The organism is Lentibacillus daqui, assembly GCF_027186265.1.
In the GTDB taxonomy this organism is placed as follows: Bacteria; Bacillota; Bacilli; order Bacillales; family Amphibacillaceae; genus Lentibacillus_C; species Lentibacillus_C daqui.
This window is the reverse complement of sequence record NZ_CP114176.1, coordinates 2,330,900-2,357,339: the sequence shown is the minus strand read 5'-3', so window position 1 is coordinate 2,357,339 and position 26,440 is coordinate 2,330,900. Positions and strand designations below refer to the sequence as shown.

25 protein-coding genes and 1 pseudogene are annotated in these 26,440 nt (G+C 39.8%); 14 read left to right on the top strand and 12 right to left on the bottom strand.

Annotated features, from left to right (window positions below; genetic code table 11):
- Positions 1 to 94 precede the first annotated feature (94 nt).
- On the bottom strand, positions 95 to 1,399 hold the full coding sequence (locus O2S85_RS11870) for a S8 family peptidase (RefSeq protein ID WP_269409542.1): 1,305 nt from the start codon (positions 1,397 to 1,399) through the stop codon (positions 95 to 97).
- A 387-nt stretch (positions 1,400 to 1,786) separates the two neighbouring features.
- Here O2S85_RS11870 and O2S85_RS11865 point away from each other — a divergent pair, with 387 nt between their 5' ends.
- Positions 1,787 to 3,091: a glycosyltransferase family 2 protein gene (locus O2S85_RS11865; RefSeq protein ID WP_269409541.1), complete on the top strand. Its 1,305-nt coding sequence runs from the start codon at positions 1,787 to 1,789 to the stop codon at positions 3,089 to 3,091.
- Positions 3,092 to 3,144: 53 nt separating this feature from the next.
- Here the strand turns inward: O2S85_RS11865 and O2S85_RS11860 are convergent, their stop codons facing one another.
- The gene (locus O2S85_RS11860; protein ID WP_269409540.1) at positions 3,145 to 3,354 is read right to left on the bottom strand and encodes a hypothetical protein; all 210 of its coding nucleotides are present in this window, start codon (positions 3,352 to 3,354) and stop codon (positions 3,145 to 3,147) included.
- A 12-nt stretch (positions 3,355 to 3,366) separates the two neighbouring features.
- The gene (locus O2S85_RS11855; RefSeq protein WP_269409539.1) at positions 3,367 to 3,732 is read right to left on the bottom strand and encodes a DUF2642 domain-containing protein; all 366 of its coding nucleotides are present in this window, start codon (positions 3,730 to 3,732) and stop codon (positions 3,367 to 3,369) included.
- A gap of 258 nt (positions 3,733 to 3,990) precedes the next feature.
- Here O2S85_RS11855 and O2S85_RS11850 point away from each other — a divergent pair, with 258 nt between their 5' ends.
- Entirely contained in the window at positions 3,991 to 4,221 is a 231-nt protein-coding gene (locus O2S85_RS11850) for a hypothetical protein (protein WP_269409538.1), read from the top strand.
- Between the two features lie 264 nt (positions 4,222 to 4,485).
- Here the strand turns inward: O2S85_RS11850 and O2S85_RS11845 are convergent, their stop codons facing one another.
- Positions 4,486 to 4,656, bottom strand: coding sequence for a hypothetical protein (locus O2S85_RS11845; RefSeq protein ID WP_269412645.1), 171 nt, complete (start codon positions 4,654 to 4,656; stop codon positions 4,486 to 4,488).
- A 2-nt stretch (positions 4,657 to 4,658) separates the two neighbouring features.
- Here O2S85_RS11845 and O2S85_RS11840 point away from each other — a divergent pair, with 2 nt between their 5' ends.
- From O2S85_RS11840 to O2S85_RS11820, 5 genes are all read left to right on the top strand, one after another.
- Positions 4,659 to 5,060 carry a spore coat protein gene (locus O2S85_RS11840; RefSeq protein ID WP_269412569.1) on the top strand — a complete coding sequence of 134 codons (402 nt, stop codon included), beginning with the start codon at positions 4,659 to 4,661 and terminating at the stop codon, positions 5,058 to 5,060.
- Positions 5,061 to 5,282: 222 nt separating this feature from the next.
- Positions 5,283 to 6,443, top strand: a complete 1,161-nt coding sequence (gene sat / locus O2S85_RS11835) for a sulfate adenylyltransferase (protein WP_269409537.1) — start codon at positions 5,283 to 5,285, stop codon at positions 6,441 to 6,443.
- 43 nt (positions 6,444 to 6,486) lie between these two features.
- Positions 6,487 to 8,265 carry an SLC13 family permease gene (locus O2S85_RS11830; RefSeq protein ID WP_269409536.1) on the top strand — a complete coding sequence of 593 codons (1,779 nt, stop codon included), beginning with the start codon at positions 6,487 to 6,489 and terminating at the stop codon, positions 8,263 to 8,265.
- A 12-nt stretch (positions 8,266 to 8,277) separates the two neighbouring features.
- Positions 8,278 to 8,880 (top strand): adenylyl-sulfate kinase, encoded by a 603-nt coding sequence (cysC, locus tag O2S85_RS11825; RefSeq protein ID WP_269409535.1) that lies wholly within the window; start codon positions 8,278 to 8,280, stop codon positions 8,878 to 8,880.
- Positions 8,881 to 9,664: 784 nt separating this feature from the next.
- Positions 9,665 to 10,672: a polysaccharide biosynthesis protein gene (locus O2S85_RS11820; protein ID WP_269409534.1), complete on the top strand. Its 1,008-nt coding sequence runs from the start codon at positions 9,665 to 9,667 to the stop codon at positions 10,670 to 10,672.
- Positions 10,673 to 10,788: 116 nt separating this feature from the next.
- Here O2S85_RS11820 and O2S85_RS11815 read toward each other — a convergent pair whose 3' ends face one another.
- From O2S85_RS11815 to O2S85_RS11805, 3 genes are all read right to left on the bottom strand, one after another.
- Positions 10,789 to 11,724, bottom strand: a complete 936-nt coding sequence (locus O2S85_RS11815; RefSeq protein WP_269409533.1) for a glycosyltransferase — start codon at positions 11,722 to 11,724, stop codon at positions 10,789 to 10,791.
- A gap of 65 nt (positions 11,725 to 11,789) precedes the next feature.
- Positions 11,790 to 12,527: a sulfotransferase domain-containing protein gene (locus O2S85_RS11810; protein ID WP_269409532.1), complete on the bottom strand. Its 738-nt coding sequence runs from the start codon at positions 12,525 to 12,527 to the stop codon at positions 11,790 to 11,792.
- On the bottom strand, positions 12,505 to 13,674 hold the full coding sequence (locus O2S85_RS11805) for a polysaccharide biosynthesis C-terminal domain-containing protein (protein ID WP_269409531.1): 1,170 nt from the start codon (positions 13,672 to 13,674) through the stop codon (positions 12,505 to 12,507). The genes O2S85_RS11810 and O2S85_RS11805 overlap by 23 nt, the downstream gene beginning before the upstream one ends.
- Before the next feature lie 164 nt (positions 13,675 to 13,838).
- On the opposite strand from O2S85_RS11805, the gene O2S85_RS11800 reads away from it, so the two are divergent.
- The 3 genes from O2S85_RS11800 (at position 13,839) to O2S85_RS11790 (ending at position 16,819) form a co-directional block, all read left to right on the top strand.
- Positions 13,839 to 14,945 (top strand): glycosyltransferase family 61 protein, encoded by a 1,107-nt coding sequence (locus O2S85_RS11800; RefSeq protein WP_269409530.1) that lies wholly within the window; start codon positions 13,839 to 13,841, stop codon positions 14,943 to 14,945.
- 469 nt (positions 14,946 to 15,414) lie between these two features.
- A complete protein-coding gene (locus tag O2S85_RS11795) occupies positions 15,415 to 16,245 on the top strand; it encodes a DUF6597 domain-containing transcriptional factor (protein WP_367748082.1) in 831 nt (276 codons plus the stop codon).
- Between the two features lie 133 nt (positions 16,246 to 16,378).
- Entirely contained in the window at positions 16,379 to 16,819 is a 441-nt protein-coding gene (locus tag O2S85_RS11790; protein WP_269409528.1) for a VOC family protein, read from the top strand.
- Between the two features lie 210 nt (positions 16,820 to 17,029).
- Here the strand turns inward: O2S85_RS11790 and O2S85_RS11785 are convergent, their stop codons facing one another.
- Together O2S85_RS11785 and O2S85_RS11780 are read right to left on the bottom strand one after the other, a co-directional pair.
- Positions 17,030 to 17,506: a hypothetical protein gene (locus O2S85_RS11785; RefSeq protein WP_269409527.1), complete on the bottom strand. Its 477-nt coding sequence runs from the start codon at positions 17,504 to 17,506 to the stop codon at positions 17,030 to 17,032.
- Positions 17,507 to 17,541: 35 nt separating this feature from the next.
- Positions 17,542 to 18,399, bottom strand: coding sequence for a DUF421 domain-containing protein (locus O2S85_RS11780; RefSeq protein WP_269409526.1), 858 nt, complete (start codon positions 18,397 to 18,399; stop codon positions 17,542 to 17,544).
- A 218-nt stretch (positions 18,400 to 18,617) separates the two neighbouring features.
- On the opposite strand from O2S85_RS11780, the gene O2S85_RS11775 reads away from it, so the two are divergent.
- The 3 genes from O2S85_RS11775 (at position 18,618) to O2S85_RS11770 (ending at position 21,913) form a co-directional block, all read left to right on the top strand.
- Positions 18,618 to 20,207: a long-chain-fatty-acid--CoA ligase gene (locus O2S85_RS11775; protein ID WP_269409525.1), complete on the top strand. Its 1,590-nt coding sequence runs from the start codon at positions 18,618 to 18,620 to the stop codon at positions 20,205 to 20,207.
- A 205-nt stretch (positions 20,208 to 20,412) separates the two neighbouring features.
- The gene (locus O2S85_RS18805) at positions 20,413 to 20,496 is read left to right on the top strand and encodes a putative holin-like toxin (protein WP_367748107.1); all 84 of its coding nucleotides are present in this window, start codon (positions 20,413 to 20,415) and stop codon (positions 20,494 to 20,496) included.
- A 346-nt stretch (positions 20,497 to 20,842) separates the two neighbouring features.
- Complete coding sequence (locus tag O2S85_RS11770; protein ID WP_269409524.1) at positions 20,843 to 21,913, top strand: M42 family metallopeptidase; 1,071 nt, start codon at positions 20,843 to 20,845, stop codon at positions 21,911 to 21,913.
- 349 nt (positions 21,914 to 22,262) lie between these two features.
- Here the strand turns inward: O2S85_RS11770 and cypC are convergent, their stop codons facing one another.
- The gene (gene cypC / locus O2S85_RS11765) at positions 22,263 to 23,522 is read right to left on the bottom strand and encodes a CYP152 family fatty-acid peroxygenase CypC (RefSeq protein WP_269412568.1); all 1,260 of its coding nucleotides are present in this window, start codon (positions 23,520 to 23,522) and stop codon (positions 22,263 to 22,265) included.
- Between the two features lie 249 nt (positions 23,523 to 23,771).
- Here cypC and O2S85_RS18800 point away from each other — a divergent pair.
- Positions 23,772 to 23,867: pseudogene (locus tag O2S85_RS18800) on the top strand (DUF4258 domain-containing protein); the annotation flags it as partial.
- Positions 23,868 to 23,918: 51 nt separating this feature from the next.
- On the opposite strand, the gene O2S85_RS11760 reads toward O2S85_RS18800, so the two are convergent.
- Both O2S85_RS11760 and O2S85_RS11755 read right to left on the bottom strand, forming a co-directional pair.
- Positions 23,919 to 25,457: a multicopper oxidase family protein gene (locus O2S85_RS11760; RefSeq protein WP_269412567.1), complete on the bottom strand. Its 1,539-nt coding sequence runs from the start codon at positions 25,455 to 25,457 to the stop codon at positions 23,919 to 23,921.
- Positions 25,458 to 25,757: 300 nt separating this feature from the next.
- A complete protein-coding gene (locus tag O2S85_RS11755) occupies positions 25,758 to 26,438 on the bottom strand; it encodes a hypothetical protein (RefSeq protein WP_269409523.1) in 681 nt (226 codons plus the stop codon).
- Positions 26,439 to 26,440 lie beyond the last annotated feature (2 nt).

Below are 26,440 nucleotides of genomic sequence, written 5' to 3'. Positions count from 1 at the left end.
GCATGGAATTTTTATGGGTGAGTGCCTGAAAAGCATCCTCCATTATAAAAAAATAACAAAGACCTCCCATAAGGAAGGCCTTTGTTAAAATATGCTATTGTACTTCACTAACTGCAAGTTGATGTTCGGCATATTCCTTAGCCATGGCGACAGCGCTTTTGGCGTCGATGTAGCCCCAAAGATCGTCGAGGGTTGCTGGAGCGGTTGTCTGCAGAATGCTTTTAACGTCATTTGGGCTAAGATCAGGATTCACCTCCAGCATCAAGGCCACAACGCCTGCGCAAATCGGGGTTGCCATGGACGTCCCAGATAATTCCAAATAATGCTCACCAACAATTTTTCCCGGCATTTGTTCGGCCAAAGTGGAATCAGGTGCCAGTAAGGAAATAATATTCGTTCCAGGTGAATAAATATCCGGTTTGACCAGCGAATCAATGGTCGGCCCACGGCTGGAATAGTCGGCAATGCTATCGTCTGATCGAGTTGGCGTATTTTGATCATCCGCGGAACCGACCGTAATGATAAATGGATCAATCGCCGGTGTAGAAATCGTTTGACGTGATGGACCATCATTTCCAGCGGCGGCACAAACAACAATGCCATGATGCCAGGCTTTTTCGGCTGCCTGTGCCAATGGATCATCACGGTATGATTCGAATGCCTCGGCACCAAGGGAAAGGGAGATGACACGAATATCATATTCTTTCTTATGATTGATGCACCAGGCAATTCCTTTCATAATGGTAGACAATCGGCCGCTACCATCCTGATCCAGCACCTTGACACCGATTAAGGAAGTTTCTGGCGCGGGTCCAATATATTCACCATTTGATTGATGCCCATTACCAGCGACATCTCCGGCACAATGTGTTCCATGTCCATTATCATCATAGGCTTCTGTTTGATCCTGGACAAAATCTTTGAAGGCCACAATTCGGTTATCAGGTGTTGTTAAGTCCTCATGAGGGAAAATGCCCGTGTCAATGACTGCGACTGTCACACCTTTGCCAGTCAGCCCGAGCTCTTCTTGTACATGTTTCGCGCCAATTCCCAGTGTAGCAACGTCCAGCAATGCAGTTACTTTCCGATCATAAAAAATACGGTCAACTGCCCCATGATCTTTCATTTTTTTGATCATCTTTGGTGTCAGTTGACCGCTTAACGTGTCATCCAGTCCAAGTTCGTTATCTATGATGTTGTTAGCTTCGGCATGACAGGTTTGCACAAAGTCGTGCTTGGAATCCAATTCCGATTGCCGATTCAAATAAACAATTACCGGAATACCTTCATCACCCGTTTCTTCCAGCTTTACCTTGGCTTTGTTGTGTAATTGTTCCACTAAACCAGGATCCAATTTGCGGCCACATGTCTCGAACCATTTCTTTTTCCTGTTATTCATTTTGTTTCCTCCTTATGATTTTAGAGTAAAAATCTGGTGCTGAAACAATTTGAACAAAATAGTGATCCCCTGCTAATCTACGTTTAAAAGAGAACAGGTATCATTATCCTTGTTGGTAGGGGGATTACTTATTGATTATAGCTTAGCAGGCCTGTACAGGTTATGCAATATGCCGAAATTACCAATTTTTTAGAAAACACATGTTACCTTTAAACTAAATAGGATTATAAAATAGTGAAAATATGGTATACAGATCTTTGTCACGTTAAGACAAATATCCTAATTAGATTATGAACATCGTGTTAAGCAGTACTATACAATAATATTGATTACCTAAAGTGTATACACATATAGTAGTGTAAACATGATGCGAAAGGGGGCACACCTGTGCAGGATATAACAGCCATTTTGATTCATTATACTGATCAATCGGCACTGGACAAAGCACTTGTCTCCTTAGATCAGTTAGCCACCAGATTAAAATCAATTCTCGTCTTTCAGGAGCATGGAACAATGTTATTCAATCGGTATGGGGAAGATGATCGAATTCAGTTTATTATGATTACCCATCAAGACTTAGGAGTAACTTTGAATGACATGGTTGATCGATTAATGACTCCCTATTTGTTATTCCTTCAACATACTGATTACCTCCTACCAAGCTTAAAAGATAATGCACTTCATCTTCCTCGGACAAAACAAGTGTTAGGAACACGCATTTATCATCACGGTAATATCATTGTACCCCGAGCGCTGCTGATTCATAAGGAACTACTTCAAAAAGAACCATTTTTCTCCAGACATCATCTGCCATTCAAGGAGGCGATATTACCCGCTTGGCTGTCCAAGGTGGATGAGCAAGTTGTTATTTGGAGGGAGGGACTTGTTAAACAGGTAAGGAAAAATAAATCAGCAAATACAATAGAAAAGCAAAAAATGATGCATAAATATCGGCAAACAAAGAATACCGCAAACTCTCCGACCATCTCCGTGATGATGTCAAATTATAACATGGAAAAATACGTCGGTACTGCTGTTGCCTCATGCCTGTTACAAATCGAACAACCAGAGGAGGTACTCGTGATTGATGATGGGTCAACAGATCACTCCAATAAACTACTTGAACGATGGAACAAGGAAGAGCGGGTAAAGGTATTTCATAAAACAAACGGAGGAAAAGCAAGGGCCTTAAATGAATTACTGCCACATCTCAAGACTGATTTTGTACTCGAACTGGATGGTGACGACTGGCTTGATCCCGATGCGATAAAGGTAATAAAACAATATTTATCGGAGCTAACTGAAGATATATCAGTGCTTTATGGCAATTTACGAAGATGGAAACAGATGGGCGAGGATGCCGATGTTCACTTTAAAACGGTTTCACATGGTGTTCCAGTAGATGGCTGGGAACAACTTGAAAACTATCATTTTCCCTTGGGACCAAGGATATATCGGACATCATTATTGAAAAAGTATGGTGGATTTCCGGTAATTGCATTTGCGGATGGGAGGCTATATGAAGATGTAAGTGTCCTGGGAAGATTAATACGACATTCTCGATTTTGTTATCGGGATTTTACAGTTTACAATATACGTGAGCATTCATATAGTATTACAAAGCAGCATCATACAAAATGGCAAGATTTTATCCGAACGTGGTCTACCGGAGAAGATAGGGGCGATAAATAGAAAATGCCAGTAAAAAATAAGGTTAACCCCTGTTTTTACTGGCTTTTGTTTCGTTAGGCAGCTACAGGAAAACGAATAAAGTTGATCGAACTTAAGGATATATATACCTTGGTATTTTGATAACCAGTACTAACTTCAATTACGAGAACTAATTCTGCAGTCACCGTTGACAGTATTCCATCAATTAGATTATTATCCGTAGCCACTTCAACTCTTGAGCCGGCTCTATTTGCTAATTCGGCCGCAAATGTGTCTTGAAACATTTGTATCCCTCCTTATATCTCACTGACGAATTCGATTTTATCTATACGGACTAGTGTTTGTTCTCCAGTGTTTTCCACTAATACGACATAGTCATTCTTCACTGCTATGAGCGTACCTGTTACGGTATCAAAAGGTGTAGTTATTTGTACCTGTTCATTGATTGCGTTAATTAATACGTCGCGCATCGTTTTGGGAGTATTTGGTGGAGTTGGAGATGTTCCGCCACCCGATCTGTTCCTTCCAACATCGACATCAAAATCAACATTTAGTCCTGGTAAATTTAATGAGAAATCATTATTTAATCCACTGTTGGCAAGACTCTGGGATAGTTGGTTAAGGTAATTCAGTAGATCCCTCTGACGATCTGTAAGTGCCATCAGTATCCATCCTTTCTGTAATATAATATCTATCTCAATTTACTATATTCTGATGCTGTCCATCTGTAAGGGCGTTTAGTTCCCTTAATAGCAAAATTCCACAACTATCCTATAAACATAGATGCGTAACTAGTTTTTGTTTGAAGTTTATTACCTACTTAGAAATAGGTGAACAAAATTCGTTGAATTAGACGATGATTGATACAACCTAATACCAGGGTGAATATAGTATATAAAAGTAAGCTTGGAGGTGTAGCAGTGAGCGGTAATAATTATGAAAACTTCTCCAACCAGATTATCGATTTGCTCGTGGATCACACTTTAAAAAAACACGGAGCCAAATTAGATGCTGGTAAACTGGATGCTGAAGATAAGGAAAGAATAAAGAATTTGGTTGAAGTTCTAAAGCAAAGTGTCGATGACCTCACACGAGTTCAAAAGAATGAAGAGGATCAAAAAGAAGGGAACCAGAAAGAAGAAAGAGATTAGCCTTTTGGAAATCTGCAAATAGGCTTTCTTTTGCTAAATACTATCCTGTATCAAGAAATTGTAATACCCTGGATGGTAAATATCCGGGGTATTGTTTGCCTATTGGGTAGGGTAGTTTATCATACATATATTAAAAAATAGGTTTTTATGATAAGACAACCACCCTTACTATTTGAGACATAGTACATAACATAAAGTAAACCGCAAGAAGGAGGAGAGAAGTAATGAGGAATCAACAAAATTTTTTACTAGCAAGGAACAGAGCTAGAAATCATGGTAATAAAATAGGTCTTTGTGATAGTCAATGTCAACAATCGGTTTCGCATTGCAAACATGATCCATGCCAAGAGTCATGTTGTAAACAGGAATCATGTCATAAGCAAGAACCATGCCATAAGCAAGAACCATGCCATAAGTGGAGTGCACTAGACCCAACCATGGATCATCCTATGAATTGCACTGGTGATAGCACTGTTGATCAAGAACAGAATTCACAAGTGAAAAACGTTCAACAGTCCGATGAGTGTATCGTTATTAAAGACTCATGCGATATAGATGTGAAGTCGACCGATACTCAAGCCGCTGTTAACATTCAAGTTGCCCTTCAGGCTGCAATTGCTTTAGTAATTAGCATTTCTATTGCAGATAGCAGTACCGAGGATGAAATTACCCAAGATCTATTCGCTAAATTAAAATCCAGTCAGGTAAACAAACAACAGCTTTATATTGAAAATTCACGTGGTGTAAATGTTACAACGACCGATACGGATATTGCCGTTAATGCCCAAATCCTATTGCAAGTGTTAATTGCATTAGTTGTTCGATTGGAAGTACTTTAAGTAGTATGTAAGAGGGTTAACCGCAAAACCCAGTTTACTCACTTTTTAAATAGAAATTAAGCGTAGAAAACTTTAACACAGCTTTTTTAAGCTGATTGGAGTTATCTACGCTTTTCTATTATATCTCCCTAGATTTTTAGTAAAAGGAATGGTTAGTTCCAACTTTTGTCTTTATCCAATATGTTAGTGTATCGAAAATAAAATTTACAAGGGGGTTAACGTATGGTCAATCAACCACATGGCGGAAAATTAATCAGCCGAGAATTAACTGGGCAGAAACGAGATGAAGCGATCAAGCATGCCGAAACGCTTCAGTCTATAACTGTAAGTTCCTGGGTGATTTCAGATATGGAACTAATAGGGATAGGTGGTTTTAGTCCACTGACAGGATTTATGGTGCAGAATGATTATGAGAATGTCATTAAAAATGCACGTCTTGTGGATGGAACAATCTGGAGCATCCCGATTACATTGCCGACAACCGAAAAAGAGGCTAAAAACCTTCAAATTGGTGACCAAATTGCCCTTAAAGGAAGAGATGGGGTCATCTATGGAACTATCACCCTGGCCGAGAAATATGCATATGATAAAAAGAAGGAAGCGGAAAATGTCTATGGCACAACTAATGCGGCACATCCCGGGGTGAAGAAAGTCTATGAGGCTGGAAATATCAATCTTGGCGGGGAGATTACGCTGCTTAATCGCCCAGATCACAGTCAATTTTTAGCGTATTACATGGATCCGACTGAAACACGGCGGATGTTTGAAGACCTGGGCTGGAAAACAATCGTTGGCTTTCAGACACGAAACCCGGTTCATCGCGCGCATGAGCATATTCAAAAGACAGCACTTGAGTCGGTGGATGGCTTGTTGTTGAACCCACTTGTTGGTGAAACGAAATCTGATGATATTCCAGCGGATGTTCGGATGGAAAGCTACAAAACAATTTTAGAAAACTATTATGTGAAAGATCGTGTGCGTCTTGTCATCTATCCAGCGGCCATGCGCTATGCGGGACCGAAAGAAGCGATTTTGCATGCGATTGTGCGAAAAAACTATGGCTGCACTCATTTTATTGTCGGACGTGATCATGCTGGTGTTGGAGACTACTATGGGACATATGAAGCGCAAGAGTTGATCGCACAATATGAAGAAGAACTCGGCATTCAGATTTTTAAATTTGAACATGCGTTTTACTGTAAAGTCTGTGAAAATATGGCATCCGCGAAAACATGTCCACACGACAAGGAAAATCATGTCCACTTAAGCGGTACAAAGGTACGTGAACTGCTTCGTAACGGCAAACGCCCACCAAAAGAATTTTCACGTCCGGAAGTTGCTGATGTGCTAATCAAAGGAATGCAAGGAAAGAACAGAACCTGAATTTTCCTTTTTGTACACGCATTAAAAGGAGATCTGATACCCCATGACCTTTGAAATGATGTTTGTGCTAATGTTACTGCTGACCATGTTTGCCGCGCTGATTTTTGAAGTAGCCCGGCCTGACATGGTCATTTTTTCAGTATTAGTTATTTTGTTACTTTCAGGCGTTTTGACGATTGATGAGGCATTGAACGGTTTTTCCAACGAAGGTATGCTAACGGTTGCATTATTGTTTATCGTTGCAGGGGCTATACAGAAAAGTGGTTTGATCGATCAACTGATGAAAAAATGGCTTCAGAACAGTCGTACCCACACAAGTTCGATGCTGCGCTTTTTTGTACCGATATCTGCACTTTCAGCCTTTTTAAACAATACACCGATTGTTGTGACGTTTACCCCAATTATAAAAAAATGGTGTGAAGACCGTGGGATCGCACCTTCCAAATTTTTGATCCCATTATCATACGCTACGATTTTGGGTGGGATGATTACATTAATAGGAACGTCCACAAATCTTGTCGTTCATGGTTTGATGCTGGACTTTGGACTGGAAGGTTTTTCATTATTTACATTAGCTATCGTTGGTATTCCGGTTGCAATAATTGGACTCATTTATTTATTTACAATTGGATATAAATTATTACCGGATAACAAAGGCTTTGGCCAGCGGATAAAGGAGGATTTCAAAGAATACATTGCTGAAATGCTAGTGACACAAGACTTCGGACATCTTGACAAGAGTGTGTGGCAAGCTGGTTTGCGAGATTTGAAAGGTCTTTATCTAATTGAGATTATCCGCGGCGATGAACGGATTTCGCCGGTCAGGTCAACTACGGTGATTCAAAGTGGTGACCGGCTAATTTTTACCGGATTGATTTCAACCATTGCTGATTTGCAGAAGATGAAAGGTCTGAAATTGGAAACGGGGACGAACATTGATCTCGATGATCTGAAGGATGGATCAACCAAATTAGTGGATGCCGTCGTGTCAGATCAGTCGTCTCTTTTATCCAAGTCAATTAAACAATCGCAGTTCCGTTCACGGTATGATGCAGGTGTCATTGCGGTACACCGGAATAATGAGCGGATCAAGAGCAAGGTCGGGGATATCGTTTTAAAGCCTGGGGATTCATTATTGCTTGTGGCGGGTACGGACTTTGTTGAAAAATATCAACAATCAAATGACTTTTTTGTCGTATCGTCATTGGATACACCAGCTGCCCTGAATCGAAGCACCAAGAAAGGCTGGTTTTCGATCATCATGCTGCTTGCGATGATTGTGACAGTGACACTGGGCTGGCTTAGTATGTTTAAAGCGTTAGCACTAACAGTCTTGGTATTTTTGACTGCGAAAATTATTACACCTCAGGAAGCCAAGAAATATGTTCACTTCAATGTTTTATTATTGATTGCCAGTTCGCTCGGGATTGGTGCTGCCATAAGAAAAACGGGTCTGGCGGAATGGGTTGCGAATGGTTTGTTGGATTTTGGTGATCTATTAGGATTAGTGGCCACTTTGTTTATAATCTATATTCTGACAAATGTGTTTACGGAAATTGTCACCAACAGTGCTGCAGCCGTCATGATGCTTCCAATCGGAATTGAAATGGCACAGACGCTTGCTGTCGAGCCGACAGGAATAGCTGTCCTCATTACAATAGCCGCTTCAGCAAGTTTTATTACACCAATCGGTTATCAGACGAATTTGATTGTATATGGCCCTGGCGGCTACAAGTTTATGGATTACGTAAAAGTCGGGCTTCCGCTTAGTCTGTTAGTGATGGTGACGTCTGTTTTGATCATTTATTATGTGTGGTTTTAGGAGGGAACGTCTATGGCAGAAACAGAAAATATTAAATGGCATCATTCGAAAATAACGAAGGAACATCGGAGACAATTGAATAATCATAATAGCGCCGTGGTGTGGTTTACAGGCCTGTCTGGTTCAGGTAAATCGACTATTTCGGTTGAGCTGGAAAAAGAACTGCATCACATGGGTGTCCGAACGTATCGTCTGGATGGGGACAATATCCGCCATGGTCTGAATAAAAATCTTGGTTTTAGTCCTAAAGACCGGAAAGAAAACATCCGTCGCATTGGGGAAGTATCCAAGCTGATGGTTGATGCTGGATTGGTTACATTGTCCGCTTTCATTTCACCATATCGAAAAGACCGTGATGAAATACGTGAATTGCTGGACGAGGGTGAATTTATCGAGGTGTTTGTTGATGCGAGTATAGAAACATGTGAATCACGTGATCCAAAGGGACTGTATAAGAAGGTACGCACCGGTGAGATTAAAGGGTTTACAGGGATTGATGCGCCGTATGAGGCACCTGTGGACCCGGAAATCACGGTGGATACCGATGTGCAGTGTGTCGGGGAGTCTGTAGAGACGATTTTGTCCTATTTGAAAGCGAAGGGATACTTGAAATAATGGTTTTTGGTAGAGGAAAGTCGAATATTTTTAAGAGGCAAAGTGCTTTGTCCCCTTTTTTATCACGCATTAACGGGCTGTAATACCCCCACCTCTATAAGTGAGAGTAACTAAAAACTTAGAAGGTAGGGGATAAACAGCCCGTAAATTCCTGATTCTGTTCAACTAACACATCATAGATACACCGATTATTAAGATAAGATGGGTTTTATAGACAAGATTCTATGGCTTTAGACTTTTCTGTGTTTAGAGACTGTTTTCATGATAGTTGGTGGCTACGCGAATGCGGAGCCATGGGCGTTTCAGTGGGTAAGGAAAGGAAACCTCCACTGAATGAAGTTTCACTTTATGCATGCAATTGGATGTAACGTTCAAAGCGGAGCTGTTAAATCCATTTATGAGTAGAACGCTCAACCAAAAGCTGTTATGCGCTGCAGATAGTCGGAATTCCGCTATAGATTGAGATGGAATCGCTATAGATGCAAAGTGAGAGTTATTTTTCACAATTCTTAGCGTCTCTCAACAAGGTCCTTTCCCAAAATTTTCTCCTATAGCAGATCTTAGTGACCAGGCTTCACCGCCCCAATAAATCTGGACGCGAACAAACCGCCTTTTTTGCCTTTATTTAAACCTATATCATGTACAGTTTGCTATTTTTTTCATAAATTGGAGTGTAACCATTCAGTAGAATTCCTACCATCCAAGCCATCAGCTCTGTTCGACTGTATCTATTTTGATGATGATATAAACAATAGGCATTATCGCTGTAGGGAGGTGTATACATGTGTTTCAAAACACGATTATATTGATTACCGGGGGGACAGGTTCCTGGGGACATGAACTAGTAAAAAAGCTGCTTCCATTGCAACCAAAGGAAATAAGAATCTTCTCACGTAATGAATTTGCACAGGTTAAAATGAAAAGGGCTTTTTCGGATAATCCTTATTTAAAATTTGTGATTGGTGATGTAAGAGATTTTGAAGCAGTAAACGAAGCGGTAAAAAATGTCGATTATATATTCCATCTTTCGGCGCTAAAACATGTTCCTATATGTGAAGACCAGCCTTCGGAAGCGTTAAAGACCAATGTATATGGTACGCAGAATATAATCAAAGCAAGTTTAAATCAAAAGGTAAAAAAAGTCATTGATGTGTCTACAGATAAAGCTGTCGAACCAATCAATTTCTATGGACTTACGAAAGCGATTGGTGAAAAATTAATCATTCAGGCGAATCAATTAAGCAGTCATACACATTTTGTCTGTATCCGCGGTGGTAATGTTATTGGAACAAATGGCAGTGTCATCCCGTTTTTCCAAGAACAAATTGCAAATCATCATACAGTTCCTCTTACATCCAGGGAAATGACACGATTCTTCTTGACAGTTTCTCAAGCCATTGATTTGCTGTTATATGCATCTGAACAAGCGATTGGCGGCGAAATATTTGTCATGAAAATGAAAGCATGCAGGATTATCGATTTAATTTATGTCCTGGAAAGGCATTTTGCAGTAAAAGACATTGTTATAAATGAGATTGGGATTCGTCCAGGTGAGAAACTTCATGAAATGTTAGTATCAAATGCCGAATCTCGTAACACTTATAAATTTGATAAAAATTACTATGTTATTTTACCTGACAATGCTTCAGAAGAGGTAAAGAGAAGGTATGGGAATTTACCAAAGGTCATCTTCAAACGTTATCAGTCCAATGATGAATTAATGACATATAGTGAAATTGAACAAATTCTTATGAAAGCAAATTTTATCACATCACAAGCTCTTTTTAATTGATATTCGGTGGAGTAACGCAAAAGGATGGTCTAAGATAAACGCCCCTTAAAAATATCCCTTATCACTGTACAAGTGGTAAGGGATATTTAGGTGTAGTTAGCTGTGGTTACTGACCGTTATATGTGGGTTAAAACACGCTGTATCTGCTTGACTAATTGTTTGGCCCGATGAGCAGTTGAATGATGGTCATGAACGAATCGATACCCCTCTTCGGTTATCAGTTCTCGCTCTTTCGCATTTTTTAGATAGTACGCTGCCTTTTCTGAAAAGTTGTCCTCGTTTATATCTACAAAATGCTTGCCTGCAATCAAGCCAATCTCCTCAAGCTCCGGTAAATCAGGAGCCATTAATAGTGTGTGACACGCTGGCACTTCAAAATATTTAAATGTTACAACTTGACGAATAGAACCGCATGCAAAAAATAGTTTCGCCTGATTAATGGTTCTAGCATAGTTTTCACCGATTAATGCTTTTTCTTCCTGTTCCCTTGTAAAATCTCTCCATCCCGGATGAGGGCGGTTAAAAAATCCTGGGTCATTTGTATAATGCTGTAGAATTTTTTCTCTTAATGGATATATATGCGGCAAAGAAACCTCTCCTAGCATCATTAAATCGATCGTTTTTTCTCCATCGTAATCTTTAAAGATTGAGGTATTCGCGAATTGCGGGAGAAAGAATACCTGATCATGCCTTTGAAGGGGATAATAGTTGTAAAAATTATGCCGGCATATGACAAAAAATGTCCGGATATGATTATGCGTTATATACCTCTTTCGCTGTTCCACAAACCGGTGTGCGTCGTTTACCATCAGCCCTACAGGTATGCTGATATTGGATAAACCGGTGACGACAGGGTCAAAAGTTTTACCAACATCATTCACTATTAAAATGTAATCCGGTTCTTCAGTAATCCTTCGTAATATTTTCTTTATAGGACCGGATTTTCGATAAATCATTAGCATCGTTATTTCTGCTAATTCTTTCTCTAAATAGTAATAATTATTATTGGTAAAATGAGAAGTATCGGCCGCAATTAGTAATAATTTTAACATCGTTTTTCACACCTTCCCGAAAGAAAAAACGCCCTCCATGACAGAGGGCTTTTAAAGTGAGTGCTTTATTTATAGCCTAACCTTGTTAAGGTCTTATGAAATGCTTGATTCATTTGTTGCTGCTGCGCTTGGCTCAATACAGATTTCCATTTATTCGCCTTGCCTTCTCTTACAAAAGGCATAGTTTGATTTACTAACGGTGAATAGCCGTTTAAATGGGTATGTTGTTTCTGCTCCAATGCTTTCATATTATCGAAAGAGGCCCAATTGACTGCTTCATTGATTTCTTGTTCTGACCGGTCTAAGTTTAAGAAATTTATAATTCTTTTTGCTTCTTTAGAGGTGTTTTGAAGAAGATCCTCATATTTGACGAGCAGAAAACCGTTTTTAACCTTTTCCTGATTGTCAAGCCAGCTTTCTATATTCGTATCCCACATTCCAGGCCAAATTTTTCCTTCCATAAACGCTTGGAAAAATTCATCAAAATCACGACTTTCACGATAATACTTCTGAAAATGATGATAATAGGATATAACAATATCTCTTGGATCCCTTACCAGGTAAATAACTTTGGGATAGGACGGGTCGTAACGATTATGACTCCATACAAGATGCGGGGATGGCAAGTTTTCGATTGGTTCCTTTGAAACGTTTTGAATCATTGCTCCTTTTGTGGCCCAATCTATTTTTTTTCGATATAATAACATGGCAACAAGAAATAGTAAGAAATTGTTCCCGGATTTAGGGTAGGCTACAAGGCAAATATCGTCTTCTTTAAATTTATATGTCTTGTCTGTTGACACAATTTTCATCCTTTCTATTATTAGCTTCGTCCGGCTGGACTTTCAACGGAATGGTATCCGGATTATCCGGATCAAAAAGTTCATTGGCCCAAAATAAAACAATCATTTCATCATCTGTTACGTTTTCAATCGAATGGGTATAACCTGGAGGGATATCTACTATTTCAATATTTTGGTCTGTTACTCTATAGGTAATCAGTTCTTCGGAATCGATCTTTCTTAATTTAATGTTTGCTGCACCTTTAATGACACAAAATTTCTCTACTTTTGTATGATGATAATGATTCCCTCTTGTGACACCTTTTCGTGATGTTGACATAAAGACTTGCCCTACCTGGTGAGATTTGATTAACTCAACTAGGCTTCCTCTTTCATCTTGGTGTGTCGGCAAATTATATGAAAAATTATTCTCATCTAAATAAGATAGATAGGTCGTATATAAGTATTTCGTAAATCTGTCGGACAGGTCAGGTATGATTAGTGATTTTCTTATTTCCTTTATTTCGTAGATCTTACGAGCCAGTTCTCCTACAGTTGTTTGGAAAATTTGATTGATAGGATAATAGAATTTCCCTTCCGTCTCTTTCCGGTCAAGACAATCCATAAAATGGTTTACTACATCGTCAATATATACAAGTTCAAGCATTTTGTCCGCATCATGGATCTCGATTGCTTTATCGTTAGAAATTTCTTTGCAAAAAGTAGCAACAACGGAGTTATAATGCGGTTTACACCACTTGCCAAAGACACCTGGCAAACGGTAAATGTGTATTTCTGCACCGGTCTCATTACTATAATTTTTAAGCACTTCTTCAGCAGCTTTTTTACTTAAACCATAGGGTGTATCAAATGCTGCTTGTGTGGAGGAAGAAAAAACGATTTTCGGCGTCTTTTGATTCTTTTTTAAATAGTTGACGATTCGTTCAGTAAGCCCTCTATTAACCCTCGCAAATTCCGCATTGTATTGTGGTCTGTTCACCCCCGCCAGATGATAGATAATATCTGAATCGTTTAAATACCTATACAGTAGTGATGGGTCATCTTCACGGTGGTATTGTTTGACAAAGACCCCTTTTTTCCTGTGCAGTCTATCAATAAGATTTTTACCAATAAATCCACCTGCACCGGTTACTAGTACGTTTGTCACTTAATGATTCCCCCGTTCTTATTCGTCATGCGTTTATCGGTTGGTGTATTAAGACAATAGTTTAACACTGTTGATGACTTTTCTACATATTATGGAGTACTCAAAGATATGTGCAAGAATAGGGCATAGGCCAATGTTGTTTATTGAAAAGGGGATGCATATCTATGACAGATATATATATTCATACGAAAGATTGGATTGAAAATACTACTCCAAAATCGGATATACACGATGTATATAAGGAATTTTATACAAATGAAACTGTGAAATACAGGCTACCAAAAGGAGATCCGCCGCAATGGGTTGATTGGGTACAACCACCAAGGTTTGGGGAGAATGATAAGTTTGGTAAATCGTATGTTTCGATGATAAAAAACGGAAGTATATGGATGTGTGATAAAGGAGAGGGCATAGTTTATGCTTTGACACCTGATCACAAGTGTTTGCAGGATATGGTCTTTCATTTATATTGGAGATATTTTGAAAAGGCTGCATTTGATAAAATCCCTTCCGCCACCGCTTACCATGGAAATTTGGGTGTTTTAGCCTGGGCTGGTCACTCTAATTATTGGCATTGGTTACACGATGTGTTAGGGCGGTACCATTTGTTGCAGCTTAGTGGCTTTAAGATTGATAAATATGTCCTTCCTCCTCTGACATTACCATTTCAGCGGGAAACGGTTAAAATGCTTGACATCCCTTGGAATAAAATCTTGCAGCTTACTCCTGGAAAGCACCTGAAAGCCGAAAATTTGATATTACCATCCGTTCCTTTTAACGCGGGAACATGTGTGAAATGGACAGTTGAATTTCTACGAGACTCATTACTTAAATTAAAATCCAAATCTCATTTGGATTCAAGTGACTCTGAACGTATCTATATTGGTCGGGACGATGCCTCGTGGAGAAAGGTTGCCAATGAAAATACACTCATGGAACTTTTGACCAAAAAAGGATTCAAAAAAGTGACTTTAAGTGCACTAACCGTACAGGAACAAATTGATATTTTTTCTTCAGCCAAAGTGATCTTAAGTCCGAATGGTGCAGGGCTTGCAAATATTATGTTCTGTCAGCCGGGAACGAAAATCATTCAGTTATTTACATCAACGTCGGACGAATTCATGAAAATTGGACAGTATGTAGGTTTGGACTACCATTTTGTGAAGTGCAGGACCGCAAACCCCGGTTCCAAAGCGCACGAAGTTATCCAAAACCTTGTGGTTGATGTAAAAAAGATATCAGAGATTCTTGAGAATGAGGGGATAAATTAATAAAATACCTTGAAAATTATATTTTGTGCCAAGGAATTATCCAAGTAAAGCTAAAAGAAGAAAGCCGCATATATAGAGGGAGAAGTATAAAAAATGTTCTAATGTCTTTTAAACTATATCCCTGTCACTGGCACAGGGGAATCATTTGAATTTTAAATAAAATGTAGCAATGAATAATGCTATTACGTATAGGGAGGTCTTTCCATATGAACGAAAGACAATATCGCTATTGTAAAGACTTGTGGTAATAAGTCAAGTGTAAAATGATAAAAGATTGTACCAGAAAAGGATATTGGTATAAGGTTATCCCATTGGCATTTTGTGGAATAAGGTCTCCCGAATCCCAAAGTGGGCAAGGTTATTACTACATTGTAAAATGCACTAATACCACAATTGAACACAAAAAAGATTTAAAAGTTTTGTTTATTGGCGTAAACTAAAGAATACGGTATATTAAAATTAAAAGGCGGTGATCGTCATATCTCTTTTTCGTACATGCCAGCCTCAGCCACCATTGTCGACCTTTATAAATATTTTTTGGTTATATCAAGGTTACCACCCGCCTCATGAAATGGAGCGTGTCCTTCCGGATGGCTCGATGGGATTGGTTATCAATCTTAAGGAAGACTCGATTAAGGTATACGACCAAAAAAATCATGTGAGATTCAAAAGTTTTCGTGGAAGCTTAATCTCCGGCCCGCATTCAAGTGTTGCAGTTATCGACACAGCATGTCAAGCGTCAACAATGGGGGTACATTTTAAGCCTGGTGGTACATTCCCATTTGTTAGGTTACCGGCTGATGAATTGCGTAATGACCACGTATCGTTGGACGCAATTTTGGGGTCAAAAGCGGCCGAAATACGAGAACAGCTCATTGAAGCTGAAACCCCCACCATCAAATTCCAAATACTACAACAATACTTAATGGAAATGATTACAAAAGCTTCAGCACCTCATCCAGCAGTTGTTTTCGCGCTAAAGAAATTTCAGCTTTCCCCCTCATCAGTAAAAATTGCTGATGTGACTGAACAAATCAGCTTGAGCTCACGGCGGTTTATTCAAGTATTTAAGGAAGAAGTCGGATTGACCCCCAAACAATTTTGCCGTGTCCAGCGCTTTCAGAATGTGCTTCGGTCCATTAAAGGTGGGGAGCAGGTCGATTGGACAGATATTGCTTTATCATGTGGTTATTACGATCAGGCACATTTTATCCATGATTTTCGATCTTTTTCTGGCCTTAGTCCAACAACCTACCACTCTCGTCAAGGTAAACAACAAAATCACGTACCGCTTGGTTAATAGGTTCATTTTTTTACAATACAACGAATTCGGATATCACTAAAATAAAGTTGATGCATAGTTACCAAGTTTTCAGTCTGAGGCACTTTGGCACTAATGCATCAAAAATTTGAAGCTATGGAGGCGAGACAGGATGACACCTGAAACAAACCCAATCCCAAGAGGTCATCACACTGTAACACCTTATGTAATTATTAAGGATGCAACAGAGGCAATAGCGTTTTATAAAAAGGCATTTGGAGCCACTGAATTGGTGCGCCTAGCTGACAACAGTGGAAGGATTCAGCATGCGGAGATAAAGATCAGGGATTCGCAGATCATGATTGTAGATGAGTTTCCAGAGTATTCGATTATGCGCAGCCCACAGTCTCTTGGAGGAGCCACGATGCATATTTTTCTTTATGTTGAGGACGCGGATGCACTTTTTGCACAAGCTATTGATGCAGGTGCAAAGGAATTGGTGCCCGTAGACAACCAACCTGAAGGTGATCGAAGAGGAGGACTGATAGATCCTTTTGGGCATATTTGGTGGGTGGCGACTCACATAGAGGACGTATCACTTAAGGAAATGTAGCAAACTAATGCTGTTTGCAGGATCAGCGACTTCCAACTATCGGGCTATTTCAAAGAATTAGGAATGCTAAGGGTTTAAAAACAAAAAAAGATGGAGGTTTCACCCCTTTGGAAAAGTTTTTTCCAAAGGGGTTGATTTACTGTTTTTGATCTAATATTTTAAGCTTAAACCCAGAAAGTCAAGAAATACGATCATCAAATATGAATACGTTTATCCTTGTTGGTTGCCCGTTTTCTGATGGGTCTTGACCATTTCATAAAACTTTTGAAATGTATAAATTACAATCGCATCCATAAAGATCATTTTAAAAAATTGAAACGAACTAACTTTTAATTTAAAGAAATTCAATTTCCTGAATAGGACCACTAAAGGGAACGCAAAAATGAAATCTGCAATGCCATTGATCAGAAAATATTTAAGGAATTTACCCTTTGATAAATGAAATACCCATAAACTTGCTAAAAAATATGGTCCCACAACCAAAACGGCAGCATTACACATCATAACACTTGGGCTTCCTTTTACTTTCCATAGTTTATGAATCGTGAAGTACAATATTTCACTAAGTGTAATGACTGAAGAAAATAGGGATACAGGCAAATACTTCAGGAACGATTTTTTGGGAAGAAAAATGATCGACCCAATGGCACTTATAACAATAAAGATTCGTATGGAATTTTTAATCATGCTTATCCGTCCTTTCCGTTTCACGATGTTTGACGTTACTTGAGATATGGCGTCACGATTTCAACTGCATGCTGTAATTTTATACTGTTATCCCGATACATTTGTTTGGCCTCTGTATTTTCGGTAAGCGATGCAAACAATTCCAAATCAGCCTGGCATTTTTTCATGTTGGCCAAGAGCAATGGTTTTTCTGTTGGGCTTGGTACATTTAGACGATCATCGTATAAATCAACTGTTAATTGGCCATCGCTGTCTACCTGTCCCAAAAAAACATTTTCAATACTAACATTCAATTTGTCCAACTCTGTTTCCAACCAATTTTGATTAAGCGAAAGATTTGTCAACGGTTCAAGGAGCATGTTTCCATCCATAATGACGGTTTGTGGCTCTTTTTGTGGTGCAAGCTTGATCCCTAAATCCTTTGCCGTTAAAGACTGGTTTTCCTTTTTTGGTAAGACATTAACAAGCCCATTGGGTTCTAATACTGCAAATTCAACATCCGATACTTGAAAAATATTTTTCCCACGTAAATCAGCCAGTAAGTCATCTGTGGAGTAACCTGATTTTTTGAGGCTATCTTCCATAACTTTTCCATCCTTTATAAGAACCGAACTCTTTCCCTGAACAAAATCGCGAAAGGTTTTACTTTTCAGGGAAAGGAATTCAATTGCTAAAGCAAACAAAAACAACATTGTCATAGCGATAATCCCATAAATAAGCGGGCTTTTTAACATACTTCCATGAATGGCAACAACTCCTCCCATTACGATTCCGAAAATATATTCAAATACGTTCATTTGCGAAATCTGTTTCTTGGCAAGCCATTTCACCATAAAAAAGAGCACAATAAGAGAAGTAAACATTCTTAATATAAGTTCAACCCAACCTGGCATTCTAATCCTATCCTTCCAATTTTGATGCATGTTCAGGAGATTCTGGATTCCTAAGCATCTTATTATCTCCATGGTTTTTTTAGTTTGTAGAAAGAACGTATTTTTATCCAAGTCGCAAATCAGATTCCCGGTAATTTCATACTTGTAAGAAAAGACTGAATAGGCTATTATTATGACAAGTATTAGTCTTATAACTATCATAAAGGGAGCTGGTTCCAATGTTTTCTCCGCTAACCCCATTAGATTGGAAACGCAGGGCAGTAAAGTATTATCCGCAAAAGGTCGCTGTTATTGATGAGGACAAACAATTTACTTATCAGGAATTTGGTGAACGGACAGACAAACTCTCCAGGGCGTTATTTGCCTCGGGGGTAAGAAATGGGGATCATGTAGCTGTCATGTTGCCAAATACCCATTACATGTTGGAGTGTTTTTATGGTATTTGTCAGCTAGGCGCGGCAATGGTACCGCTTAATTATCGGCTGAATGCGGAAGATCTCGAGTATATTATTGGTCATAGTGATGCGAAAATGTTAATTGTGGATGAGGAATTTACCGGCCCGATTGAGCAAATCATTGACAGACTTTCCTTGGAACAAGTTATTATCGTAGCAGTAGATGGACAGGAAACAACTTTGACCGGCATAGACTATGAAAGATTTCTGCAGCATGCGCCAGATAAAACCCTTCCCGAGGTGGAAATTGATGAAAATCAACTGCTTACGTTGAACTATACGAGCGGAACAACGTCCAAACCAAAAGGAGTTATGTTGACACATCGGGCGAACTACCTGAATGCAGCCGATTTTATGTACCATCTTGGGGTCAGTAATGATGATGTTTATCTTCATACATTACCAATGTTTCATGCAAACGGCTGGGGCGGGGTCTGGGCGATTACAGCTGCGGGTGGTACCCATGTTTGTTTGCGAAAAGTGGATCCACCACGAGTTATTGATTTGTTTGCTGAACAGGGTATTACCTTATTGTGCGGTGCACCGACAGTTATTAATATGCTGGTCAATGATCCAAACGCAAAGGAAACAAATATCACCACCAATCCTCGTATGGGAACAGCTGGAGCCCCACCCGCTGCGGCATTAATTCATAAAGCCCAGGAAATTTTAGGCTTAAACATGATTCATGTATACGGATTGACCGAAACATCTCCATTTATTCTGTATTGCGAGTGGAGAAAAGAATTTGATACCAAGTCAGCTGATGAACAAGCTGCCATAAAGGCACGCCAAGGGATTGAGTTGGCATTTAATGGGGAGACCAAGGTTATTCGTCCAGATGGCGATGAGGTTGCCTGGGATGGGGAAGAACTTGGTGAAATCATCACCCGCGGAAACGTCGTCATGGATGGATATTATAAAGATCCGGAAATGACTGAGGCAGCAATAAAGAATGGCTGGTTTCACACCGGTGATTTGGCCGTAACTTATCCAGACGGGTATGTCGAAATCCGTGATCGGGCAAAAGATTTAATTATTTCTGGTGGTGAAAACATTTCTTCAACAGAGGTAGAGGGCGTGTTATATAAACATCCAGATGTGATGGAGACGGCAGTAATCGCGATACCGGATGAAAAATGGGGTGAGGTACCAAAGGCAATCATCGTTCTTCAACCGGGGGCGAACGTTACGGAGACTGAAATTATTGACTTTTGCCGATCTAGCCTGGCTCATTTTAAAGCACCTAAGTCAGTTGAGTTTGTCGATGAATTACCAAAAACAGCAACAGGAAAACTGCAAAAATTCCGGTTACGCGATCAGTATTGGAAAGGGACAAAGAAAGTAAATTAGTTGTGATAGTAACTGAAAAACGTCCGGAAACCGTATTGTCTGGTTTTTGGACGTTTTTTTGTAGAAAAATATTAATTTGTTTAAACGTTAAAATAATAGATTGATAGCTTGTAATAAATACATGTAATAGTCGTTTTTTCTCATGGGGGTCGGCGCACTTTCGTCGTTTATAGTGTCGTACGATAAGCTATAGCGATTGGAGGTGATGCCTATGTCTCCATTCGAGGCTATGGTTTTAATGATTGCATTTGCAACACTTGTTGTGAATATCATTGACCGCAAAAAATAGACCTCTACTGAGTTTATCGGACAACGGTGAGGTCTATTTTCCTTTACCAGCGCCGACCCCTCTTGAAGGGGAGCGACATTGCTGCCGAAGATACTGACATATCTTCGGTTTTTACTATTTTATGATCAATTTCTGTTCCTATGTTAATTATACCACAAAAAATGAATTTGAAAACATCTAATTATTTGATTTGGTGGGTAGATCTAACTTATTACAGGTAAACTAGCTGAAGGAATTAGTAATTAATATTAACGAATCCTATGATTGTCCAAAATACTTTATAAACGCATAATTCACGTCTCTTCCTCCATACTAGAACTTAAAATAAAAATGAAAAGGTGAAGACATGGAATTATTAAAGGCACTAACACAAGCACAAAGTACATCTGGCTATGAAAATGAGGTAAGGCAGATTATGAAAGAGGAACTTGCTCAAACATGTGATAAGGTGCTGTACGATCATACGGGAAGTATTTTTGGGGAAAAACCGGGAAGCACTAAGGGACCGCGTGTCATGCTTGCAGGTCATATGGACGAGGTTGGTTTCATGGTCACAGGTATTACCAAGGATGGTTTTCTTCGCTTTACACCACTAGGCGGCTGGTGGGATCAAGTATTGCTCGCACAACGGGTCACTGTCATAACCGAAAAGAAAAAATTTACTGGTGTCATTGGTTCCAAGCCACCGCATTTACTGCAACCGGAAGAAAGGAAAAAAGTATATCCGATCCGGGAAATGTATATTGATGTTGGGGGACATAGCAGAGACGAGGTTGAAAAATGGGGCATTTGTGTTGGTGATCCGATTGTTCCCATTTGCCCTTATGAAGTAATGCCTGACGATGATACCATTCTGGCAAAGGCACTTGATAATCGGATTGGCTGTTATATGGCTGTAGAGACGGCAAAACGATTAAATAGTACGGATCATCCGAATACGCTTTTTGCAGGTGCGAATGTTCAGGAAGAAGTAGGATTAAGAGGAGCGGAAACATCGCCATATGCAGTTGATCCTGACATTGCAATTGTACTTGATGTCGGTGTCTCCCAGGATACCCCTGGAACAGCCAGTGGCGATGTCGAACATCCGGCATTACAAAAAGGGCCGCTTGTTACATTTCTTGATGCCTCTATGATTCCAAATACGCGTTTTCGTGATTTGGTCATCGACACAGCAAAAACACATCATATCCCATATCAAATTGAAGTCATAACCGGTGGTGGAACCGATGCCGGGAAAGTTCACATGTATAAAGAAGGAGTCCCTACCATCGTCATTGGTGCGCCGATCCGCTATATGCACAGCCATGTTTCTCTGGCAAGCAAACAAGATATTGAAAATGGCGTCAAGCTGCTTGTGGAAGTTATCAAACGGCTTGATACAGATACGTTTAGATCGATAATTAATTACCAATAACATCCAAGCAAAACCTGGCCAAGTTGAGTCAGGTTTTGTTATCATAATGGGTGAAATCAATCGAGTGCATGCGGAAGTTGATCGAGAATGCGTGAAAGTCGATCGAGAGTGCGCAGAAGTTGATCGGGAATGCAGGAAAATGGACGAGAGTGCGTGAAAATCAATCAATCGCGCATAAAAAATCAACATTAACAAAACAGCCTTTATTCTAATTTCTGAACATGGACATGTTTCAAGAGGTAGAGTTAAAAATAGGAAAAAATTGAGAGGAATCAACCGAGAGAAGTACAGTCTCGGCTGATTCATTGCTGACTTTCAAAGGGACAGTTCAACTATATCTTTAGCAAATTTACATTGTTCGCTTAACGTTTTTAATCACTACCTTACTATGGGGAATGCTTGGCATACTAACCATGCTGTAACTTAAATCCTGTTCGGGAATCTCATAATCCATGCGATTCACCAGACAATCAAGGATCGCTTTCATGACTTCAATGGTAACCCATTCACCAGCACAGCGATGTCCCATCCAATAGTCTCCGCCCCCTTGTGGAATGAATCCAAACGGGCTTCCTTCCCAATTGGCAAATCGATCTGGAGAAAAAGTATCGGGGTTTTCCCAAATGTCAGGATCATGATTGGTTCCATAAAGGTCTAGTACAGTAAGTGTTCCCGCTTTAAAATCATACCCATTCCATGTGAAATCCTCTTTTACAAGCGCAGCAATAAATGGAAAAAACGGATAATAGCGTCGAACTTCCTGAACAAACATCTCAAAGTATTTGTCATCACCGGATTCAAGTTTCGCTCTTTTCTCCGGATAATGGTAGACCGCCAGTGCAAGGAAATTGATGAATATGGAAATCGCCACAATCGGTCTTAAAATATTAAGCACTTCCACCGCAGCAGTCTGTGTATTCAAAAGATTTCCTTGTAAATCGCGATGCCAGGCAAATGTGTGCAGTACAGTATTTTCAGGAACTTTTATTTGTCCATCACGAACTTGTTCAATGATTTCTCCTATCCACGTATCCAAATTATTCCTTGCATTTCTCGCCAGCCAATATGCCGGGCCCACTGCAGTTGCTGACTCGAATAATGCTCCAAGTTCTTTTGCCCGATTCTTCACTTCATCTTCTTGTATTGGTACACCCGCCCATTCGCAGGCGATCCGGCACATTATTTCCTGAACTTCCTCATAAAGTTTAACCTCATCCATATGTTCCCATTTGTTGACAGCTGCATCCCATTGTTGTTGTGTGATATCATAAAGCTTTTTCAGGTTCTCTTTGGACATCATCGACATAAACATTTCTTTACGATGTTTATGGGTCGGTCCATCCAATGTCTGAACCCCCTTTTGACCAAAAAATGATTTTATTACCCGTTTTGGGACTGCACCTTGCCTTTTAAATTTGCTGGTGTCATAAAACAGTGTAGCAGCCGCTTTTCCACGCATACAGATGGCTTCTTTTCCAAACAATCGGGTTGCAAAAATATTGGAATGGAAACTGTGACATCGATTTGAAATGTACATATATCCTTCACGCATGAGCGTTACGGTATGGTCAATTCCTTCTTCTCGCGGTATTTGATTAGGGTTTGGCATATTTGACATAAAATCAGCTCCGTTTATTTTATGATAACGATTTTATCATTTGTTAATGTTTGCAGTTTATTCTCTAAAAAGGTTCAGTCCTTGTGCATTCTGTTATATAAAATCTTTGGTTTCCATCTAGCTAGAAATAACTATCGTTTTAAAATGGTTCGAATATAATAACAGGTAAGTGGTGGTTTAGCGGCCATGCTTTAGAGAAATGTGATGAACGAGATATTGATGTTGAAAAAATGATTATGAATTGAAGGAGAAATAATTGAAGACTATCCGACTGACCCAAGAGGACACAGTTGCTTAATATTAAGTTATATTGAAGCGCAATCTTTGCATACGGTTTTTGATAAAAAAAAGCGTCTGAATCCGCATCTACCATGCAGTATTCAGACGCTATTCCTGCTTATCATCCGGTTCGATCACCGTAAATGGCCGCATCATATCATAATCCTCATGCTCGAGTATGTGACAGTGCCAGACATAATTTCCGGTATAGGGGGCAAAACGGGCAATGACTCTTGTTATTTGGGCGGAAGGTGCTGCTACAGTGTCTTTCCATCCACGTTCGTTTGGCGCTGGTGCTGTAGCTGGTCCAGTGTAGCGAATTTGCCCATTTTCATTATAAAGATCCAGATCAAACGGCTGACGATCCAGTATTTGAAAGGAAACCAGGTGAATGTGAATCGGATGGGTAAAACCGGTAATATTTATCAGTGACCAAATTTCGGTGGTTCCTAATTGTGGTTTTTCCGTCGTCGGATCCATCCATTTTTTATGATCAAGTAAAAGTAGTGGGCGACCATATTCATCCGTTGCGCCAACAAGTTTTAAATTGCGGATGGTCGCGATTTTATTCTGTTTTAACGAAGGAATGGTGGTTAGATAACGTGGAAGTCTGCTTGTGTCTTTTTGGGAAAGTTTTTTCGTTACTTTAAATTGCATGATATCATCCGTTTGGTCATCCGGATTTGCATTTGGTCCAAGATCATTCTTTAACGTAACAGTTTCTCCTTTGAGTTTGGAAAAATCAATAATAAAATCTACCCGTTCTGCCGGTTCCAACACGATTTTGTTCAGTTTAACTGTTTTTTGCATCAATCCCCCATCCGAGCCAATTTGATAAAAAGGATGACCAGAATCAAGATAGAATTGATATGCCCGTGTGTTTGATGCATTTAAAAGGCGAAAACGGTATTTGCGCGGTTCCACTTCCAAATATGGCCAGATCTTTCCATTCACTAGGATGGTATCGCCCAAAAAGAAAGGAGTAACTGATGGATTGGGTAAGTTTTCTGCAGGATCGGCAGGTTGGCTTGGATAAAATAGGGAGCCATCATCATTGAATGATCGATCTTGAACGATGAGTGGAATTTCAAATTCTCCTTTTGGCAGATTTAGTGATTTTTCTTTTTTATCACGAATGATGTACATACCAGCAAGTCCGGCATACACATTCAATCTGGTAATTCCTATGGCATGATCATGATACCATAATGTTGAACTACGCTGTTGATTTGGGTAAAAGTAAACCCTGCGTTCAAAAAAAGATCCTACTTCCCTGTATCCTCTGGTAAACCATGCTTCCGGATAGCCGTCACTGTCTGATTCAGTTTCACTACCATGTAGATGGACAACGGTGCGCACTTCAGGTTCGTGTGCCACTTCATGAATTGACTTATCGATAGGTAGAATATGTTTACTCGGCAGATTATTCATCCATTTGACATGAATTGGTTCTCCTTGATTCACATCAAACAAAGGGCCCGGAAACTGGCTGTTATAGCCCCAGAGGCGTGTCGGCGCTAAGTCCCGATGCAGTTTTTGCGTGAATTCCTCCATTCGTACTTCATAATAATCCCCATTTTTGTATTTCTTGTCGGGTTTTATTTTTTTCATAATTGGGAGGGAATCAACGAATTTCTCAAGGTCCATACGATTCATCTCCATGATTAGATATATATATGTGCGTGTTCAAAAAGGAGGATAAAAAGGACCGAGAAGTTCTAGGCGGCGTAGCTTTGAGCACCGGAGTGTACAAAAAAGGTACATGAGGAGCGGAAAAGCAAGCCAACGACGAAATTCGAAGTGTCATTTTTACCGGACTTTTTGAACATCCTATATAATAGTAAATGAATCATGGATGAAAATGGTAAGGGCAGTTGTAATAAGGTTTGAAATATTTTAGGGCCAGTTCTCCACTAATGCGGTGTAGGACTGACCCCGTTATTTCCATTATTTCGCCATTTCCAATAAGGTTAGTACATCTTTGGAAGCGGTCGAAAAAGATGATGACTGAATATCATCTTTGATGCGATTAATCAGATCAACTGCTTTTGGGTTGGTCACTGTCAGGATCTTCACATCTCCATTAAACATGTCGTTGATCTCTTCCTTGGCTTGATCAAGATTATCGTAGCTTTTATCCCGATCTTTGTTTACTCCTGCTGGTGGCTCTCCATGACCAGACATCCCCCTGGTGCCGCTTAACACGTCGTTTTGCGTGTGGTCGTACTCATGGCTCGTTGTTTCTTTCGTATTTCTTGCCAAGACGACGGAATCATCAATTACGAATACTTTCACACCGGTAATACCTTGTCCTTTTAAAATGGATTCAAAATACGATGACACACCACCTTCATGAATTCCGGAACTTCCGATTGAACCATAAATGCTGTTTCCCATTCCCGAGTAAGTCGTGCCATCCCGATTGGTTGTACTTGTCTTATCACTAATCTCACTGGGGATAATATCTGGGTTATTTACATCTCCTTGATGATGATCGGCAACGTCCATGGTTTTTCCATCTTGCAACTCATTGGCATCGGCAGCTCCCTGATCGTTCTGACACGCAGAAACAATAAGGATCATACCAAGAAAAAGCATCAGTATGGGTCCTTTCCAAACTGTTTTCATCC